At 45.5% G+C, this 20,628-nt stretch carries 10 protein-coding genes; 1 reads left to right on the forward strand and 9 read right to left on the reverse strand.

Features of this window, described 5'->3' with window-relative positions; all coding sequences use genetic code 11:
- Window positions 1-60 precede the first annotated feature (60 nt).
- On the forward strand, window positions 61-903 hold the full coding sequence (locus NSQ91_RS23330) for a hypothetical protein (protein WP_076304599.1): 843 nt from the start codon (window positions 61-63) through the stop codon (window positions 901-903).
- Window positions 904-2,019: 1,116 nt separating this feature from the next.
- Here the strand turns inward: NSQ91_RS23330 and NSQ91_RS23335 are convergent.
- The 9 genes from NSQ91_RS23335 to NSQ91_RS23375 form a co-directional block, all read right to left on the reverse strand.
- Window positions 2,020-4,065, reverse strand: a complete 2,046-nt coding sequence (locus NSQ91_RS23335; protein WP_076304600.1) for a carbohydrate-binding protein — start codon at window positions 4,063-4,065, stop codon at window positions 2,020-2,022.
- A 200-nt stretch (window positions 4,066-4,265) separates the two neighbouring features.
- The gene (locus NSQ91_RS23340) at window positions 4,266-5,249 is read right to left on the reverse strand and encodes a glycoside hydrolase family 43 protein (RefSeq protein ID WP_340920074.1); all 984 of its coding nucleotides are present in this window, start codon (window positions 5,247-5,249) and stop codon (window positions 4,266-4,268) included.
- Between the two features lie 46 nt (window positions 5,250-5,295).
- Complete coding sequence (locus NSQ91_RS23345; protein WP_076304601.1) at window positions 5,296-6,855, reverse strand: glycoside hydrolase family 43 protein; 1,560 nt, start codon at window positions 6,853-6,855, stop codon at window positions 5,296-5,298.
- A 30-nt stretch (window positions 6,856-6,885) separates the two neighbouring features.
- Window positions 6,886-7,725 (reverse strand): carbohydrate ABC transporter permease, encoded by an 840-nt coding sequence (locus NSQ91_RS23350; protein WP_076128910.1) that lies wholly within the window; start codon window positions 7,723-7,725, stop codon window positions 6,886-6,888.
- A complete protein-coding gene (locus NSQ91_RS23355) occupies window positions 7,718-8,662 on the reverse strand; it encodes a carbohydrate ABC transporter permease (RefSeq protein ID WP_076128908.1) in 945 nt (314 codons plus the stop codon). Before NSQ91_RS23355 ends, NSQ91_RS23350 begins: the two co-directional genes overlap by 8 nt.
- Window positions 8,663-8,826: 164 nt before the next feature.
- Complete coding sequence (locus NSQ91_RS23360; RefSeq protein WP_076128906.1) at window positions 8,827-10,098, reverse strand: response regulator; 1,272 nt, start codon at window positions 10,096-10,098, stop codon at window positions 8,827-8,829.
- Window positions 10,091-11,893 carry a cache domain-containing sensor histidine kinase gene (locus NSQ91_RS23365; protein WP_076304602.1) on the reverse strand — a complete coding sequence of 601 codons (1,803 nt, stop codon included), beginning with the start codon at window positions 11,891-11,893 and terminating at the stop codon, window positions 10,091-10,093. Before NSQ91_RS23365 ends, NSQ91_RS23360 begins: the two co-directional genes overlap by 8 nt.
- A gap of 154 nt (window positions 11,894-12,047) precedes the next feature.
- Window positions 12,048-18,785, reverse strand: coding sequence for a pectinesterase family protein (locus NSQ91_RS23370; protein WP_076304603.1), 6,738 nt, complete (start codon window positions 18,783-18,785; stop codon window positions 12,048-12,050).
- A 38-nt stretch (window positions 18,786-18,823) separates the two neighbouring features.
- Window positions 18,824-20,572: an S-layer homology domain-containing protein gene (locus tag NSQ91_RS23375; RefSeq protein WP_076304604.1), complete on the reverse strand. Its 1,749-nt coding sequence runs from the start codon at window positions 20,570-20,572 to the stop codon at window positions 18,824-18,826.
- Between the last annotated feature and the right edge of the window lie 56 nt (window positions 20,573-20,628).

The raw sequence follows: 20,628 nt of genomic DNA on the forward strand, positions 1-20,628 counted from the left end.
TAGAAATGAAATACAATTATCTTAATCGATGCATGATATGCTCTAGAAAGGGAGATAGGATTGAAGTTGGATTTGGAAGAGTTGAATGTGGATTCCTTGATTCAGATGCTTAAGGCATCATTTTCATTTGAGAATTGGGATGCCATGATTGAAATTGCAGACAAGCTACATGAACAAATTTCCATCATATATGAAAACAATAGTAACCTCATAAGAGGTCCTAAACTGAAGCGGAGTATCCCCTATTATTTTGGATATAGCTCCTGCGCAAAAGGTATAGCACTACAAAAGTCCGGTAAGTATGACGAGGCAAAACTATGTATTCAGAAGTATGCTGACCTGGGCTGGATAGTAGGTTTAGATGAAGAGGCCATTTATGAAGTCGAATATTACCGCAATATAGCAAAAGCCAATTCATACGTTATCGATCTGCTGGAAGGCAAAATGGGAGTGCTACATAAATACGTTGAGTTTATTAGAAAAAGTGATGATGAAGAATTATTGCCGGGACTCATTACAATCTTAGAATCTTCGATAATACATGATTATTCCGTTGATTGGATTCTGAAGGAATTCAAAATCAATGTTGATGACATAGGAGAACATGAGACTATTGTGAATATCAAATACCATGAGGATTACATTTATTTGCTGGCGATGTACTACTATAAACAAGAGAATATGTACGATACAATCAACACTATTCTAGAAATCTTGTTATTAAGCATCAAGCTAGACGATGATACAGGCTTCAAAAAATCAGCAGCGCTCTTTGAACTCCTTAGAGACCACGCCGATCAATCACAACTCAAAGTGCATCACAATATCATGAAAACAATAATCGAAAAAGAGTTTACCAGGTCCTTCAGCTCGCGAATCGAGTTCAACAAAATACACAGTTAAGCATCACGGAGGTCGTCGTTGATCGGATTATAAAGTTGGTTATAAAAAAGGAGTGGTTCTCCGGTTAATGGGGGGAATCACTCCTTTAGGGTGTATTGGTCCCGGTCCATACGGTGCATTCTGCGGGATTTATACCGTTTATTTCGCCGCTTCCACTCTATCCCGTACATTCTGCGGGATTTATACCGTTCATTTCACCGTATATGCTCGATCTGGTGACATTCGCTCGATCCGCCATATTCTAGGGCATTTATGCCTCTCTTTTCCCCACATTCGCTCGATTCGCCACATTCTAGGGCATTTTTGCCTCTCTTTTCCCTGCATTCGCTCGATCCGCCACATTCTAAGGCATTTATGCCTCTCTTTTCACCACATTCGCCCGATCCGCCACATGCTAGGGCATTTATGCCTCTCTTTTCGCTGCTTCCACTCCATCCTCCACTTTCTAGGGTATTTATGCCTCTCTTTTCGCCACCTTCACTCGATCCGGTACATTCTGCGGGATTTATACTGTAGATTTCTCCGTATTCGCCCGATCAGCTGCATTCTGCGGGATTTATACCGTTCTTTTCGCCACATTCGCTCGATCAGCTACATTCTGCGGGATTTATACCGTAGATTTCTCCGTATTCGCCCGATCAGCTGCATTCTGCGGGATTTATACCGTTCTTTTCTCCGTATTCGCCCGATCAGCTGCATTCTGCGGGATTTATACCGTTCTTTTCGCCACATCCGCTCCATTCGCCTCATTTTAGGGCATTTTTACCTCTCTTTTCGTCACATCCGCTCGATCCGCCACATTCTAAGGCATTTTTGCCTCTCTTTTCGCCACTCCCACTCCATCCCCCACATTCTAAGGCATTTTTGCCTCTCTTTTCGTCACATCCGCTCGATCCGCCACATTCTAAGGCATTTTTGCCTCTCTTTTCGCCACTCCCACTCCATCCGCCACATTCTAGGGCATTTTTGCCTCTCTTTTCGCCACTTCCGCTCCATCCGCCACATTCTACGGTACAACTCCCGCTCCCTTTTCGCCGCTTCCACTCCAGCCGAGGTCTATCTGCCCGCCCCAGCATAAAGGTTTTTCACTCCCCCTCAGAACCTCGCTTAATAAAATCACTTAATAAACTTGAACCCATTAAGATTCAATAAATATCCGCTAGAACCGGTAAATTTTAGATATACATTATGCGTGCCGGTGGCGCCGCTGATTGCACATGTTTTAGTCACCCAGGTCTGCCAGCCGCCTGTTCCCGCTACCGGACAAGTTCCAACCAGAGTTCCAGTTGAGCTGTCCAGTCTAATTTCGATAGTTCCTCCCGATGTACCGCTCGCTACTCTTGCTTCGAAACTTGTGGGTCCGACGCTTCCAAAGTTAACATTATTAAACGCGATATAATCGCCATTCTCTATATAGCCGACATTCTGACCGCCTTCGGAACTCGCTTCATTTTTCACACCAGACATGCTGGTATAACGTTCTGCTTCGATCGTCGAATAGGCATCATAATAATTTGTTTTTAACCACTCCGCAGTGTTCCAAGAAACTTTTGAGACCCCGGCATATTGATTTACTGTGGAGACAACGCCAGATAGAGGAACTGTTTTATAAGCATAAGGCAATTGCTCGTTATACCCATAAGTGAATGTAAAAGGTGTAGATGGCGGGTTTGATTTACTCATATTTTCAATTCCGACTATTGATGATGACCAAGCCCACTGGCCAATGGTTGCTTTGTTATTCCAATTCATTCCGTTAGTAAAGGCATTAACGCCATTATTATCCCAGCTGCTGCCTGTATAGGTTGTTCCGCTACTAGTTGTTACTGTAGAATTTACAATTAAACTATGGTTCATCGCATCCTTAAACAATACGTCAAAAGGTGCATTCATATTAGCAGTATCATCCCCTTGAAGCTCCGCACCAATCAGCGGTTCATTAAAAGCATTATAGACATTGGTGTCCCCCGCTATAGAAGCTCCATTTCTGGCGTTCATTCCACGCGATAATTTATCATGGCCATATTTGGAGATTGCAGTAACGCTGTCGAGTACATTCTGATGTGTAGAATTATCAAAAGAATTATTAAATAGATGCCCGACTCCTTGACGAATCATTGGCAGACGCGACCCAACATTTGTATAACGATTGTATGCTAAAGTTAAGCGAAGTCTTTGATTTCCATCTTTAATTTCCACACCGTTAGAACCCACATAATTCGTATAATCCTTGTCACCCGATCCTACCAAATGAACTTTGGAGTGATAGGCGGCATAAGCCATAATTTGATTTTTGGTAGCCCCTTCGTTACGCATTTTATAATAAAGGCTGGTGGAGGAGTTCAGTGATCCTGTTGCATATTTTTGCTCCATATATTCAATTGACTTATAAATAGAGCTACTAGTCGCTGGATTTTGAGCTGCCGCTAGACCAAATTCGTTCCAAGAATAAGTTACATTCGTTGAACCATTTTCCATATCAATCATTCCATCCGCGGCTATCGAAAACTTACAGTGGTCTATCCATACATTGTTTGCGCCATTTACCTTGATAAAAGTCCAGCCTACCTCTTTGTGCTCACCTGTATCATCCCATTGCCACATTTCATCAAAATTGAGATTTCTAATGACAATATCGTTCACTGAGCTCTGCAATTTTAATTCTGCGTGTTTAATAGTTTTACCTGGAGCTGAAAAAATCGTTAATCCATCAATATTGGCTATGCTTAATTTGGATACACCGGAGGTTATTAAGAGTGGGTTCGTGAATCCGTTTGATGGATCAGGATATTTTGTAACAAAGCTATATTTTGAAATTTCAGTAGAATTTAGTGCTAATTCAGTCCACCCTAAGTTTAGATTATCTGTAACTTCAATAACTTTTACAGCACCACTGCCTGCATCCAAGATTGCTTGTAAAAACTCTCGGCCACTGCTGACCGTTCGATAATATGAGGTACCTGCATAACTGCTTCTATCTTTTACACCTAATGATGCAAAACCAGGAACTGATAAAAAACTGCTGTCATAACCCTGCTCAACCTTAGACGCGTTAGGAATTGTATTTACCGCTGCCGCCTCTGCTTTGCCTGCTAGATTAGAACAAGTTAAAGTCACCAATAAACTTCCCAGCATTAAACTACGTAGCACTTTTTTAATCATTTGATCCGATCCCTCCTACTTATTTTAGTGAAACGACCTTACCTGAATGATCACCCCCTTTAATGAAAGCGCATCCAATCATGATATAAAAAGATCCCCTCCGATTGACGGTGATTAGACTCATCTACCATGAGGTCTGTTTCCACTGCCTACCTGAGGGGAATCCTACAAAACCATTCCTTGTTGCCATACAAGTCTATCTATACTAAATTTGGATCGATCATTCGCAGCGTTCCGTCCGCATTATACTTTAATTCAGTAACCTTCACACAGCGCTTATGGCTCACACCGTCCGACAAAGAACTATCATGATAAAATAGGTACCATTTGTCCCGAAAGTTCACGATGGAATGATGCGTTGTCCATCCGATCACCGGGGTCAGAAGTGTGCCTTGAAACGTAAAGGGTCCCAGCGGATTGTCTCCAATGGCGTAGACGATTTTATGTGTGTTCCCTGTAGAATAACTGAGGTAGTATTTCCCCTCGTATTTATGCATCCAAGGACCTTCAAAAAATCTTCTTTCTTCATCGCCTGCCAGAATAGGACGTCCTTCAGTATCAATGATGGAGATTTCCATTAATTTGTCCTGAAAGGACAACATATCCTTGCTTAGCTTTGCCACGCGAGGTCCCAATGCAGGTTCGTGTGGAGCCGGCCCTGTGCCATCAGGCATGTAGGTATCCGTACTCCACTTCTCCAGCTGCCCCCCGCGAAGCCCTCCTAAGATCAGATAAACCTCGTCGTCATCGTCGTTGAATACGGCCGGATCAATGCTGAAGCTTTCCTCCATGTAATCCGCCTCCGGCGTAAAAGGTCCCGCCGGTGAATCCGCTGTCGCCACACCAATCCGAAACACCCCGCTGAGATCCCGCGCCGGAAAATAAAAATAATATTTGCCGTTTCGGAAGCCAGCGTCTGGAGCCCACATTTGCTTGGATACCCACGGGACATCCTTCATATGGAGTATTTCACCATGGTCTACGAATTCTGCTGACCTATCATCCATAGTTAGAACATGGTAATCCTCCATAGCATAATGATCTCCATCTAAGTTGTTGGGAACGCTGATTTCAAGATCGTGAGACACATAAATATATAGTTTATCCTCAAAAACATGAGCCGACGGATCAGCAGTGTAAATATGTTTTACCAGAGGCTCTTTCCGCTTCGAAACATTCAGCATAAGCTTCTCCTTTGTTTTGGGGTTATTCGGTTACTTGGTTATTCACTTACTTGGTGATTCGGAACCAACCGATATCAAGATATCCTCCATTGCCGGAACCTACGGCAAATAGACCTGTCTTAGCTCCCACCCAATGTCCTTCTATAGCTTGAAATGACTCTACAGGTACGGAAGTGAAGTCTGTACCCTCCAAGCTGTAGCCGAAATGGCAAGTCGCATCCTCTAATACCTCGACCCGCAGGAAGAGATTATCCGTGTCTATCAAAGGATATGACCACATTTCTGTCTCTCCCGTATCATCTCCTTGCATAAGCGATAGGGCTAGCGTCCCCTTCAGTTCTTGATCCTCTAATCTTCGTACCACCAAGCAACAATAACGATAACCAAAAATCATCAAACCTCCGGACTCCCCTATTCCCAAGCCCGAAGGGTCAACCTTGCAGGCTGCTGTAAACGAAAGTGCTGGGAATTTCTGCAGCAAGAGCTGCGGACTATGGTATAGCCCTTTGTTGTCTACGGGTTTATGTTCAGCATTTAACCGAAGATAGCTCTCTCTTGCCTCGAGACTATACCAAGACGATTTGGGGTTAGACAGCCACTGCCACTGCAATCCAAGCGTTGAAGACTCGAAATCGTCAGAAGTTGCAGGCACTGACACTGCGTATGCCTTCCCGACCTCAGGCTTTCGGTAACGTATCACTGGCACTCCAGCTCCATCGCTTGCTTGAAGCTCTCCCATCAAAGGCCAGTCATCTACCCAACTGACCGGCTGCAAATGAACGACCCGGCCATAAGGTCCTTTATCCTGGAAATGGATAAACCACGATTCGCCCGAATCCAGCTCCACTAGTCCGCCTTGATGCGGGCCGTTTACTGAGGTCTGCCCTTGTTGCAGAACGATTCGGTCCTCGTAAGGGCCCCAGATGTTTCGGGAACGGAACACTGTCTGCCATCCGGTTGCCACGCCCCCTGCCGGAGCAAGGATATAATAATATCCGTTGCGCTGGTATAACTTTGGTCCTTCCAGAGTCGGATGATTTTCGGTTCCATCATAGATAATCCGGCCTTCGTCCAGCAGCCCTTTACCGTCAGCGGACATTCGGCACAGCCGCAGCTTGTGCTTAATGCCGCTGCGGCTCTTCGCATAGGCATGAATCAAATACGCCTGTCCGTCCTCATCCCAGAAGGGACAAGCATCAATTAAGCCTTTGCCTGCCTGAACCAGATGCAGTGGCGTCCATTCTCCGGCAGGGTCCACCGCCGAAGTCATCATGATGCCGACATCTGGATCGCCATAGAAGATCCAGAACTTCCCGCCATGGAATCTCAGGCTAGGTGCCCAAATGCCATTGCCATGCTGCGGACGGTCATACCCCTCCAAGTTCATCTCCAGCACAGCATGATTGATGATTGCCCAATTGACTAAGTCCTTCGAATGCAGGATCGGCAATCCGGGAATGTGCCCGAAGCTAGAAGCGGTCATATAAAAGTCATCACCGACGCGAATTACGTCCGGGTCCGAATAGTCCGCATGCAGGATTGGATTGATATAAGTTCCGTCTCCCTGATCTGAAACCCAAGGCTCTGCGTATTCTCCAAGATTCATATAGTAATCCTCCCCATGTCCTTTTCCTTTTTATCCTTTGACCGAACCGCCTGTCAGACCTTGAATCAGATAACGCTGAATAAACATAAAGAGCACAATAGGCGGTATCAATCCAATAATGCTGCCTGCTGCGAGCGATCCATACTCTACACTGTACTGGCCGATCAAATACTTCAGTCCGATTGGGATCGTAAATTTGGACGCATCTGTCAGGAATGAGAAAGCAACCAAGAACTCATTCCAGCAGCCGATAAAGGCGAATAGAGCAGTCGCTACGATCCCCGGCAGAATCACTGGCGTAATGATCGTGAACAAGACCCGGAATCTTCCTGCACCGTCGACCATAGCAGCTTCGTCAATTTCCTTCGGAATACCAGATACAAACCCTTGCATCAACAGCGAGTTGAACGCAACCTGTGAAACGATATAGAACAATATGATCGCAAAAGGCGTATTCATAATCCCCATGCTCTTAAAAATCAGGAACAACGGGATGACGAATAAGATTACCGGAAGCATCTGAGTGCCCAGCATCATAAGCATAAAAGCATTTTTTCCAACAAATTTAAATCTGCTCAAAGCATAGCCGTTGAAAATCGACAGCAATGTAATAAAAATCACCGACACCGTACAGATGAAAAGACTGTTTACAAAAAATCTCGAAAAATTGTTGACACTCCACACCTTTATGAAATTATCAAACGTAATTGGATGCGGAAGGTAACGAATCGTGGAGCTGATAATATCATTCTCATGTTTAAGGGAAGTTGAGATGTCCCAAAGAAAAGGCAGCAGGACAAACAACAACGTAACAGTCATAGGAATATAGAACAAACACAAAGTGGTTAAAAAACGTTTAAGCTTACTCATTTTGGCCACCTCTGCTTAATTTCATATAGACGACCACGAAAATCATTAGAACAGCGAAGGAAAGGACCCCCATAGCCGAACTATAGCCATAATTCCCGTTCAAAATTGCCGTCTGGAACATATAAATCGGGAGAGTGGTTGTCATATTCATTGGACCGCCGTTTGTCATCGTGAAGATCATATCGATAGAGTTGAACTCCCAGATGGCTCTTAGCATCGTAGTGAAAATAATACTTTCCTTAAGATAAGGCAGGGTAATGGAAAATAACTTTCTTGCCTTTCCGCAACCGTCGACTTCGCAGGACTCGTAGACTTCTTTCGGAATAGACTGCAAGGAAGCAAGTAGTGCGACTGCAAAGAACGGGATCCCTCTCCACAACTCGGCCAGTACAACCGAACCGAATACGGTATGGGTGTTCGACAGCCAAGCGATATTCTCGTGAATAATCCCTAACCTCTTCAAAAGATCGTTAATGACTCCGATATGCTGGTTGTACATGAGCGACCACAGCATTGTCGTAAGAACGCCTGATACCGCCCAAGGAATCAGCACGAGCGAACGTATAACGCCTCTAAACCGGAAGGCCTGATTAAGCAGCAGGGCCACACCTAAGCCGAACACGAGCTGAAGAACGACTTCAATAACCACCCACTTGATGGTTATCCATAGCGAGCTTGGGAACAGATCGTCATGGAATAAAATCTGCTTAAAGTTACTCCACCCGGCAAAACCGTCATCCATCGGCCGAGTCAAGTCATAGTTCTGAAAGCTTAGTTGGAAGACTTGTAAAATAGGGTAGAACATAATGACCGCCATGAGAACGACAGTCGGGATAATCAGAACGTAAGGAAATATCCTGTCGCTGCCGATCATCTTGTTTTTTCTCTTGGACGTTCCCGTCACTTGTCCTGTTGCTAATTGTTGTTTCACCTTCATGAAATAATCACCTCAATAAGAATAATAGGCTATGCATGAAGCTAGCTAAATAATATATCTTGCAAAGTTTGTTTGTTTTTTTGAAAATAAAAAATAGCAGCAAAAAAACAACCTCATCCCAATCATTGACTGGAATAAGGCTGTTTGTGAACGCTTTCCAACTATTACGAGCTATGCTGCTGTCTATACTCCATCGGGGTAAACCCTGTATGCCGCTTGAACAAAACACTAAAATACTGGGTATTCACATACCCAATTTTCTCAGCAACCTCATATACTTTTAAATCGGTATGCACAAGCAGTTCAGTAGCTTTATCTATTCGCACTTGGACAATATACTCACAAAAATTAACATCCGTATACTTTTTAAACAAAGTACTGACGTACGATGGTGTAATGTGGACCGTCTCCGCTACTTCTTTTAAGTCCAGATTCTCATTCTGATAATGATTTGCGATATAATCCATAATTGTGCGAAGAATAGCTTGATGCGAATTGCTTGAATATTTGACCTGATCATAGAAAATAATCGATTGATCCATCCGGACATCCTTCATCTGTGTCGCAATCAATGCTTCCTCGTAGGAGACGCCAATATGTTTAAACCCTTCACCAATACTGCCTATACCGATCTTGGCGTGAACTTTGAGATATTGCTCAATCATCACTGTTAAGCGGCGGGCAATAAGCTCGGTATCCTGCTTCAGCTTCTCCACACCCTCGTTTCGGTAGTTGAACAACAGATTGATCCGGTGGTTATATTGAATCGCATACACCTGAACCCCGTCGCAAATTGCAGATTCTAGCACCTCATTGCAGAGGTTTTTGAGAGTGAACAATAATAGCTCCAGATCGACGGGTTTATTGGGTTTAAGAAACCTTCCGACACCATCCAAGCTCAGAACAGCCATCACGAACACCGAGCCGCAAAACGTTAAATCGAGCAGCTTCGCCTCCCTATCAATCGCTTCCTCATTCCCCGACCCAGAGATCAACTCGCTAAAAAATTGGTTCACGATAAGACCATGGCTTTTTATATCCTTCTCACGTTTTCTCCGCTCTTCCTCCAGTGCCTCAGACGCATTCATGATTGTCCGCAGGATTTTATCGTTATCTTCATACTTTAATATGTAATCAAACGCTTGAAGCTGTAGCGCCTCCTTAGCATAAGAAAAATCATCATACCCCGTTAAGAAGACAATCTTCAAATCTAAGCCATTCTCCTTCACTTGGGCGGCAAGCTTCAGTCCATCCATAAAAGGCATGCGAATATCCGAGAGCAGTAGATCCGGCTTCTCCCTTTGGATAAGTTCCCAAGCTTCCTTCCCGTCCACTGCAACTCCTGCCACCTGAATATTACCCTGATCCCAATGAATATTCCTGCGAAGCCCTTCCCTAATCCATTCATCATCGTCTGCAATGACCAGCTTATGCACGATTCGTCACCTCATTTATCGTATATGGAATCCTTACAGTCACTATGGTATAAACCCCTTCTTCACTATCCAGCCGAATCCCGAACCCGTAGCCGAATTGCAGCGCCAGCCGTCGGTGAACATTACGCAGCCCGAATGTCACTGGAGCCTCTTGAACATTCTGCGCTTGAATAGAAGTATTCATCTCCTGTACCTTCTCTACATCCATCCCTGCACCATCGTCGAAGACTTCAATTATTGCTGCATCCCCGCTTGGCCTTCCTGTTATTCTGATGATCCCTTTCCCCTTCTTGTTTTTGATGCCATGATAGATGGCGTTCTCGACAATTGGCTGCAAGGTCAGTTTCATGATAGGAAGATGCATAATGCTCTCTTCAACTTGAATCTCAAATTCAAAATCTTTCTGGTAACGGATATTTTGAATTTGCAAGTAGCTTTGAACATGCTCGATCTCTTCTCTAAGCGTTATGACCTCCCGCCCTCTGCTAATGCCGATCCGAAAAAAGTGGGCCAGCGCACTAACCATAGTCGATGCCTTTTCCTTCTCACCCAAATCAATCATATGTTTGATAGATCCGAGAGTGTTGTATAGAAAATGTGGTTGAATTTGCGACTGCAATGCTAATAACTCCATTTGCCGCTTCTGTTCCTGTTCATCCTTAACTTGCTCCAGCAATTGGCGAACCGAATCGACCAAATTCTCCAACCCACTGGCTAATACACCAATTTCATTTTGCTCTTTCAGCTGAAAGTTAACATTTAGGTTCCCTTGTCTAAAACTCTTCACTTGTTTGGACAAATAACGGATGGGATTCGTCAGGCTGCTCGCAAAATAGGTTGCCATAATAATAAAAACTACGAGAATAACAGCTACGATTGTAAGCGTTATCGATTTAATCTGGCTTGCCTTGGCTAAGATATCGCTTTCAGGAACAATGGCGGCGAGCTTCCACCCGTTCAGCGATAACGTTGTATAGTGAATCATCATACGTTGGTCCGACTTGCTGGCCGCCCTTAAATCTCCTTGGTGATTAGCGTTATTACGGATATCGTTCACGATCTCATCGCCGATAGCGTACTCTTTGGATAACGGCTTGGAATACATCACCCCATCTGGACTGATCAGAGCCAGCGAGCCATTGGGACTAATATTGACATTCTGTAAAATGTCGAGCAGATAGGATTCCTTCATATTAATGAGAGCCATGCCACTGACCTCGGAATCAAGATTTCCGATAATTTTAAATACGCTTACAACATTACGTTTCGTGACAGTTGTAAACACTTGATCCTCATGCGTATTCAACCAGTAATAACTGCTTTCTGCATCCTTTTGGTTGTATTCGGCCAGCCATTCATTAAGATTCACACCGACATGCCGGGGAATAAAGTCCTTCTGTATGTTGAAGGTCCGGCCATTATTAAACGTGACAAAAATTGAATCGATGACTTGCAAATGATTCCGGTAGGCTTCCTCGAACTGTTTATGAAGATCGATGATATCATCGTAGCGATGTTCTCCTTCGTCTTGTCCATTATCTAATAAAATATATTGAAAAGCCGAATTGTTCTCGATTGACACCAGCTGTTCGAAGATCGTATAAAGCTTGTCGTTAAGAAAAAAGCCCGTTTGCTCGGTCGTATCGCTTAGCAAATAATAAGCGTTTTGTTCGAGCTGCTTAACGGCAGTGAAATAGGAAAAAAAACCGGTAAGCGCAACGGATGACACAAGAATAGGCAAAAAATAGATAAGCAGCTTAATTTTGATTGGGCTTCTAGAAAGATACGAGATCATGTATTTCCCCCAAATGAAGTCGTTTCGGATTCTCCTCTTATAATAACTCTTAGCTCGAAGAGATGGGTTTGTTTTTTATCAAACCTTGTTTGTTTTTATTCAATTTCTCAAAAAAAGAAGACGAGCCCCTGATTGGGACTCGTCTGTGGCTACTTTATGGATGTAGTATAAGCTGGGCTAACGCCGCAAGATCCACAATATCCAAAAGACCATCTTTATTCAGATCATAAATCTGATATCGGATCCAATCCGTATGTGCGGAGCTTATACCGTAATGAGCGGACAAAATAGCCAAATCACCGATACTTGCTGGATTGGCCGAGCTCAAGAAAGTTGCCAGCGCTGCATCCAGATCAATGATTGCCTGCTCCACAGAAACCTTAGTTGCGTTCGGATTATTCACGACCTGCATAGCTTTACCGATTGCATTATTAAGCTCATTCACTACCGTCTTCGTATATTGCCCCCATTTACTGCCAATAGTGGCGTAATCGGATGTTGCTTGTGCTATAGCAATCTTTAATGCCAGAGCCGATTTGTCCGAGGCGCCGTCTAACCCATCCATAGCCAACTGCAAGTTCGAGGCAGCTGCATTCACCTGATTCTGTGTAGCTTGCGATCCAGCAAGAATCACTTTCGCAGAGGTTAGATAGGTTTGCAAGATTAACCAAGTGGATGGATTGTATTGATCTGCCGTAAGGCTCTTCGCTACATCAACCCTGCTGGCTAGGACCGTTTTGTCTATCATGATCTTCATGCCATAGATCGTATTAGATAGCTTTGATACCGTTTCGCTCCCATCGGCAATCAAAACGGGGTGCAAATGAAGATAGGCCGTCGTATCGCCGGCATAGTTCAGGTTTGATGAATGCCAGAGCATCTTGAGCATGTCTCCGCTTAGAAGGATACCAGCTCCAGTGCTTGCGAGCTTGATTGTGATTTTTCCATTCACCTCATCCTTATCGACGGATTCCACTCCCCATTCATCCGCTAAGCATTCTACCGAATCGTAAAGAATTAGGTCCGGGTCATACTCAAACGTCAACTCTTGACCATAAACAGCAGTGCTGACACTTTCTGTAACGTAATCATTATTTAAGCCATAAACCAAACCAAATTGTTGGCCGGCAAACGTTGTTCCTTCTCCCATAACCGTAGCATAGGGAAGACTTAAGGACGGAGCATTTACAACCGCGCTGACCTCGTTAGAGTTATCGCTCTCACCTCCAACATTAACTGCCGTAATCACATAATAATAATTACCAGCAGTAAGATCGGCATTGTCCAAATAAGTGCTGTCCGTGACATTGGAAGCAATGGTTACATACCCCTCTGAGCTATTTACGCTTCGCTTCACTGCATAATAATTAGCTCCGGCAACCTCATCCCAGCGTAGCAAGATTTCGGCCCTGCCCGTAGTTGCACTTACGTTTGCGGGTGCTTTAGGAATCTGAATGGAACCCGGATTAGAGACCGTAATAACTGAAGGACTTATGCCTGAATCCAAGTGAAACGGTATCCCCGCCTGCGAAAAATCCGTATCCTGCAATAGGATATTACTCGCGAATCCCTTCAAATGGATAAAGGTGCTTGTGCCAGGCGGACAAAGAACGTCATTTAATAAAATATCGGCTGCATTGTTCATGGTATAGAGGGTTCCGTTCGCCGGAACGATCTGAACATGATTGAATTGAATATCAGTCGTATTACTGGACACGAATCCAGTTTGAGTCGACATTTTTACATTGGTCAACTCCACATTACGCAAAGGCACATTGGCCAGTGCATCGATGGACACTGCTTCCGAAGCTCCGTCCACCGTAACGTTACGAATGTGGATATTTTTAACCTCTGGAACCCGGTTATCGACTCCCAGCTGCGCATTATCCACTGCTTCGCTGTGCCCCGTATAGAAATCATTAATGGATAATGCCGTATAACCAATATTCTGCATATGGAGACCATCGATATAGATATTCTCGATAGGACCACCACCACCAACAAAGCTTTTAATATTGATCCCATTATCCGTTCCGATATATTGATTGTTGCGAACCGCAAGGTTATGAATGCCTCCGGATGTGTTACTTCCGATAGACAATCCGCCATGGCCACGAAAAACAATGTTGTCGGCAATTACGACTTCGGACAAAGCGTTTGTCGGACTCGGGTCATAGCTGGCCTTCATCCCGATTCCATCATCTCCGGCATTCACCGTGTTGTGATATAAAACAACATTCTGCGAAGAAGTGACATCAAGACCGTCTCCGTTCTGGTACCAAGCGTCGTTATTGACCGTTGAATTACGGATCACCAGATTCCGAATCTTCGTAAAGCTAGTCGCAAATTGTGGTGAATTCATAAAGGTAGGTCCATCGACTAACACATTGCTGCTATTATAGATGTCGACCATGATAGGACGATATACCCCAACAGCTTGTTGAGACGGATACCAAACACTGCCGTTATCGGTCAACACTCCGCCCAAGGACAACAGATAATTCCACTGCGTGGTTGTGACCTTGCCCTTCTTCACATAACGCCAATATTGCCCATTGCCATCGATAACACCTTTTCCTGTGATCGCGATGTTGCTGAGCCCCGATGCCGCCAGCATCGGTTGATATTTTGCATTCACCAAATTGTAGTCATCATAGTCGGGACTAAATTGAATGAGTGCACCAGCCTCTACATGCAGATCAATATTACTTGCCATTTGGATACTTCCTGTCAGCCATACACCAGCAGGTACGACGACACGCCCTCCACCTGCCAGTGTAGCCGCCTCAATTGCCTTTGCGAATGCCGCCGTATTTTTGGTTATACCATCTCCAACAGCGCCATAATCTTCAATATTAAAATCTACGTTTGGAAATGTTGGAAGCGTAATCGCTGGCATATCGAATGGCAGATCTTTTTGATACGTTTGCAAGTCATCCCCGCCCGTTACAACCCCCACGGAATCCGCGGATTTGACGCTAACCTTCGCAGTCGCCTTTACATCGGTGCCCGTTACAGTTCCCTGCACAGTGAAGTTCCCCACAGATGCATACTTAGCTGGATCGATTGAACTCCACACGACAGCCAATGCTTTCTCCGATCCATCCGTAAATTGAACGGGAACGATGCTTGGCAAAAATGGAGCTACCCCCTCAAGGCTATAAAGCTCCAGTGCCGGTATGTTCGATAGGGTCTGTCCCGGCAGCATGGTGGAATTCACAACTTCTATGGCTAACAGAATTTTAGTACCGGAAGCGAAAGTGAAAGTTAGTGTATTTTTTCCAATCGGCAACTGAGACAAGAAGACATCACGAAGAGTATAAATACTTCCATTGGCAGTGTAATCGGTCCCCTTATTCAGTGCATGGGTTCCGAGCATAATTCCCGTCATTGTGTCTCCCGAGCGTTTAACAGATACAGTCAGATCCGCTTGATTCTCATGATTACGATCAAATTTCACCGGAGCTGAAGACAAAGATACTTCAGTTGAATAGACGCTCTCTCCATTCGCATTCACAGCAGTTACTACATAATAAAAAGGAGCTCCTGTGTTCACAACCATATCCGAATATTGAACCTTATCTTTCACTCCCTCCGTCAAGCGGAGCCAGTTCAAGTTGTAGCTCCCCGTTACGGAATAAAGGCGTAAAGTTTGATTCCCAGCGGGAAGATTGACATTCACACTGACCGTTGTCCAGCTCTGCCAATCACCGGTTTGCGGAATATCTACGGTGCTCAGCACGCTGCCATTCCCACTCTTTAATTGAAGCTGTTTACCGCTGTCCGGAGCAGAGACGCGCAGATCCAAGGTGTAGAATCCACCCGCAGGAACCTGTATCGCGTAATCCATCCAATCTCCCGGATCGATATAACTGACATTTAGACCTCCGCCTTCATCACTCGTATTCTGAGTTTTGACACCGTACATCGCTGTCCAATCCTCACCTTGGATCGTTGCCAGCGGGGAAGTGGATGACGGAATCAGATCGGATGCAATCGGCAAGTAAGGACCACCCGCTTCGCTTCCGCGATAGACACGATAAGAACTTGCTCCTTCAACCGTGTTCCACGACAGAGCTACGGGAGAATCGCCTAATGTCGCATCAACACCGCTCGGGAAAGTCACACTCAGTCCGGTTGGAGAAGCAGGTTGCTGTTCATTCTGTTCATGCCCAGGAAGCGTGCCGAACAGCGTAGGATCCCACCCATCCGCTCCTTTCAGCACATTCTGAACGGTGTATTGATTGGCTTCGTCAGATGTCAATTGGCTCGACCAGCGATAGCGGCCCTTCGCATTGGCACCTGGTCCCGAAGAGTTGTATTCACCATACCGCGCCGTCGATTCGTTAGAAGGATTTCCCCAATTATCCCAACCTACTGCTTTGATATGCGCATCCATCCAGGTATTAATGTACTTCACGTTGGCGTTAGCTCTCCAAGGTCTACCCAGATCTAGCGAACCGTTAGTAGCAGCCAGCTTAGTGTCGATATCCCATTCCGGTCTCCAAGGATCATGAGTCACCGATTCCTTCAAAGAAGAAGTACCGCGGGTCAATCGCGAGTTCATGAAAACATAGCCAAACTCAGCTTTCTCATCCGTAGAGGCTGCCGTCATATGACCGCCAAAGCCACCAACGAACTTAATCTCCGAATCGTAGAAATAAGCCGCAGCATTCCCAAAGATCCAGTCGACGTCCCCTTCAATTATGCATCGGTTAAAGTACTGTCGCCCGCCGTTTGCGTACAAGGTATCTTGGAACCCTGCCAGATAAACGTTCGTAAAAATTGCTCTGTCGCCCGTTACATTAAGTGCGACTGCGGGACCTACATTTCCTCTCTCAAACGAAGTATTGCGAATCGTCATATTTTCTGCCGTAAAGTCGCTGGCAGAAACTAACAACGTGTGGCTGTTTCCAGTACCTATTCCGGAATTAGCATAATCGTCATAGGTCAAAATCGTTCCGTCTCTGCTTTCACCAACTAAACTAACTAATGGCTTAGAATTCGGAACGGCTACCTTTTCATGATAGATACCGTCTTGGATATAGATCACCCGCCGGGTCGAATTCCCAGTTGGAATCGAATTCAGAGCATCCGTAACGGTCGTATAATCTCCCGTTCCATCCTTCGCAACTACAATTACTTTAGCTGGAGTGGCGATTTGGATCAGGCTATCTGCTCCCGAGCCCCTCGCATTAACAGCAGATACAACATAATAATAGGTCAGACCGTTTGTTATGCTGTTGTCCAGATAGTTTGTTTGGGTTACGCTAGCGATCGTTGTAAAGGGTCCCGCCAACGAAGCCGCCCGTTTAACGAGGTATGAATCAGCCTCAGCAACCTCGGTCCACTGCAAGTTAACCTTGCTAACTCCCGCTTGTGCTGTTACTTCATTCGGCGAAGAAGGTACCCCCTGCTGGAAATGAACCGGAGATACGCGTGCTTGATCGGAATTCATACTTTCCGTCTGAGCACTTAAGGCAGATACAACATAATAATAATTCGTTCCGTTGTGTACGGTGCTATCAGTAAATTCCGGAGCGGTCAGGTTGCTAGCCACGACCGAATACGTTCTCCCCGATATTACACTTCGCTTCACTGAGTACGAGGAGGCTCCCGGCACAGGGTTCCATGTTATATCCACGCGGGCATCACCAGGAACAGCAATCAATCCAGCTGGTTTCGCTAAAGGGGCAACTGGAGAAATCTTAGCGGAGACCGAATTTTCGCTTAAGCCACCCGCATTTTGAGCTTGAACGGTGTATTCATATACCGTTCCGTCAGTCAATCCGGCGTCGTTATATTGGGTTGCCGTCAAATCCGACGCGATGACCGAATACTTAGTCCCTCCGTCATCCCTTCTGAGCAAATGGTATTGCTCCGCACCTTCGACAGACTCCCATTTCAGGGTCACTTGGCTGTCCCTTGCTATTCCCGTCAACCCTGTCGGAGCAGCTGGTATGTCGGGTAGCAGAATTGGCGTGATGTCTACTTCCATGGAATTTGGGCTTTCGCCGGAATCGGTTACTGCACTGACGACATAATAATAGGTTTTATCGTTCATCAATTTGCTATCTACATACCGGTTGGAATCCATGTTCTTAATCAGCTCGTAGGGCCCGCCAGTTGTTTCACTACGCTTCACATTATACGAAATCGCTCCGGTAACCGCTGGCCAATTAAGCATCGCTTGTGTATCACCAGCCTTGCCGGTTACTCCTGTCGGGGTCGAGGCTGATAATACATCAGTGAACATCATCCAGTTAATATTGAAGTTGCCGGTATTCGTCGTGATGCGCAGGGTTTGCGGACCCGCACTCAGATTTGCCGACACGCTTACGGTCGTCCATTTTTGCCAACCGGTCGTATTTGGCACATAAACCGCTGCCAGAACAGTTCCGCTGCTATCTTGCAATTGAAGCTCCTTATCTGAATACTTCGTAGCAAGACGAAAATCTACGGTGTAGATTCCTGCGGAAGCCACATTTACCTTGTATTCCAGCCAATCTCCGGCTTCAATATTGCCCACATCTAAACCGGCTCCAGTATCCGTGGTTGCCTCGTTCTGAACCCCTTGCATGCTGTCCCAGTTCTCGGCTTCAAGCTTGCCCGGAATCGGCTTGCCATTCTTCGCCCAATACGCCACCGCAATTGAAGGTTTCAGCCCTTCCTCCGAGGTGTGTGCTTGTATACACTGATATTCCAGATCATTATAGATGACCCAATCGTTGATCGTATAAGTGGTATTCGCCTGCCAGCTGGCAGCAGCGGCCGCAGCGGTTCGCGGAGAATAACCATATAAAAGACTCATTATCATCGCCACGATTATGGCTATAGCCGTTACTTTTCGGCTTATGGTGTCTTCTTGCCCCCAGGGTGCGGTCCTGTTCATATCTTCTTCCTCCTTAGAATAGAAGTGCACGAATACTATCAGAGGTTATATATGTTGTACATTAACACAGCTGCTTCCGCTCGTGTCGTCGTAGACTTAGGCTCGATTTGGCGGCCATTCCCGTGAATCAAACCCGCTTTCACTAGACTTGCGACAGATTCAGACGCATAGGCAGAAATCTTCGCAACATCGCTGAACGGTTGAAGCACGGATGTATCTCCACCTGTAACCTGTTGACCTGACGCCTTCAAGGCTCTGGCGGTTAGGACCATCATGTCCTCACGGGTGATTGGCTCAAGCGGTTTGAACAAGTTGTCTCCTGAGCCTTCCGCAATGCCAAGTGCCCGAGCAATGCCAACGGCCTCGTAATAATAAGCTTGGGATGGGACGTCCGCGAAGGTATCTCCAGCTTTTCCGCTCAGTTCTAGCGTCCTAACGAGCAATACCAAAAAGTCGGCTCTAGTAACAGCTTGAGATGGGCGGAATTCTGTATCGGACACACCACTAATAATTCCCTTGGAAGCCATAACCTCGATCGGATTTTTAGCCCAAGCCACAGACTCAAGATCCTTAAAGGATTTATTCGTATAACCAATTGCATACATGCTGAAATGTGTAGTCTTAAAGCTGACGCGACCGGACTTCGCATCATATCTACCACTAGGAACCGAAGTAAGTTTCCCTTGACTGTCTACATACCACACAACGATATGCTCTGGATTAAGCAGCTCTTGTGCAGTAGGAACGTAGGGGATGCTGACTGTGACCGGAGCTTGGCGATTATCCCAGGTTATGATCTTGCCACCCGACGTTAAAGTTAATTGAATGACGGGATGGTTGCCGATTTGGTTTTGCACGGACGGCTGCAAGGATTTAGGATCAACACTTGTGATATGAAGACTTATTTGTTCATTGGAGGTAACCCCAGCTTGCAGCATATTATCAGGGAGAGTGAGGTTAGCCAGTGGTGTTACAATTTCAATTTCCGCCTTTTTGACATCATTGGATATAGCCGAAGTTGGAATCGTCTGAACGTACTCTTTTGCCCCGGGCTTCGACTCGACTTCAATGATTACTTTTTTTACTCCTTTGTCGTTGGCGGTAGTTTGGTTAAGAGCTTTCTGCAGTGATTCTAGATCCACGGTTGATTGTACCGATTGTGCAGCTGCGTCATAACGAATCACCGGTTTGATCGTAGAACCGTTGACATTACTCGGAGTTGTAGGCTGGATCGAACTGCCGTTTCCTTCCGCTCCGTTGTTACTGTTGTTTCCATTATTACCGTTATTGCCGTTGTTTCCGTTGTTGTCATCGATACTAACAATATGCGCGATCGCCGATGCATCAGGGGTATAGTTAACCGCAGACAGTTGCGAATCTACTAACTTCACACGGGATAGAACGATTTTGACATCGCCACTCTCAAGCGCTTTGAAAGTAACTGTGGCCAGTTTTAGATCTCCGTTCTTGCCAGATTTCTTCTCAAGCTCTGTATGCGCTAGCCGCACGCCGTTATTCGTCAATAGGGCGTCAATGTTGAAGCCGCCCTCGCCTGCTGTGTAACTCACGAACTCCAGCTTTGAGCGATCATAGGTCAGATTCAACTCGTACGCGTACAAATCCGTCATTAGGTTCGCTGCAATCTCAACAGTAAAGGTACTGTTGAGGATAGGACTTTCTTTTGATAACACAGTTTGGAAGTTGGGTTCACTACTAGCCTGCGTTACCACAGGTCTCGCTAGAAAAAAGACAAGGAGCATAAGCATCGCGATTCTGAGTTTAGCCATTTCGATTCATCCACCCTTTCAATAGCAAGATAGGAGAGAGCGCCGCTGCCGTTGAG

This window comes from Paenibacillus sp. FSL R7-0048, from assembly GCF_038004505.1.
Taxonomy (GTDB): Bacteria; Bacillota; Bacilli; order Paenibacillales; family Paenibacillaceae; genus Paenibacillus_AQ; species Paenibacillus_AQ odorifer.

Coding starts and splice junctions, on each gene's coding strand:
- NSQ91_RS23335 (WP_076304600.1), bottom strand. CDS start 4,065: ATGATTAAAAAAGTGCTACGTAGTTTAATGCTGGGAAGTTTATTGGTG.
- NSQ91_RS23355 (WP_076128908.1), bottom strand. CDS start 8,662: ATGAAGGTGAAACAACAATTAGCAACAGGACAAGTGACGGGAACGTCC.
- NSQ91_RS23340 (WP_340920074.1), bottom strand. CDS start 5,249: ATGCTGAATGTTTCGAAGCGGAAAGAGCCTCTGGTAAAACATATTTAC.
- NSQ91_RS23375 (WP_076304604.1), bottom strand. CDS start 20,572: ATGGCTAAACTCAGAATCGCGATGCTTATGCTCCTTGTCTTTTTTCTA.
- NSQ91_RS23350 (WP_076128910.1), bottom strand. CDS start 7,725: ATGAGTAAGCTTAAACGTTTTTTAACCACTTTGTGTTTGTTCTATATT.
- NSQ91_RS23365 (WP_076304602.1), bottom strand. CDS start 11,893: ATGATCTCGTATCTTTCTAGAAGCCCAATCAAAATTAAGCTGCTTATC.
- NSQ91_RS23345 (WP_076304601.1), bottom strand. CDS start 6,855: ATGAATCTTGGAGAATACGCAGAGCCTTGGGTTTCAGATCAGGGAGAC.
- NSQ91_RS23370 (WP_076304603.1), bottom strand. CDS start 18,785: ATGAACAGGACCGCACCCTGGGGGCAAGAAGACACCATAAGCCGAAAA.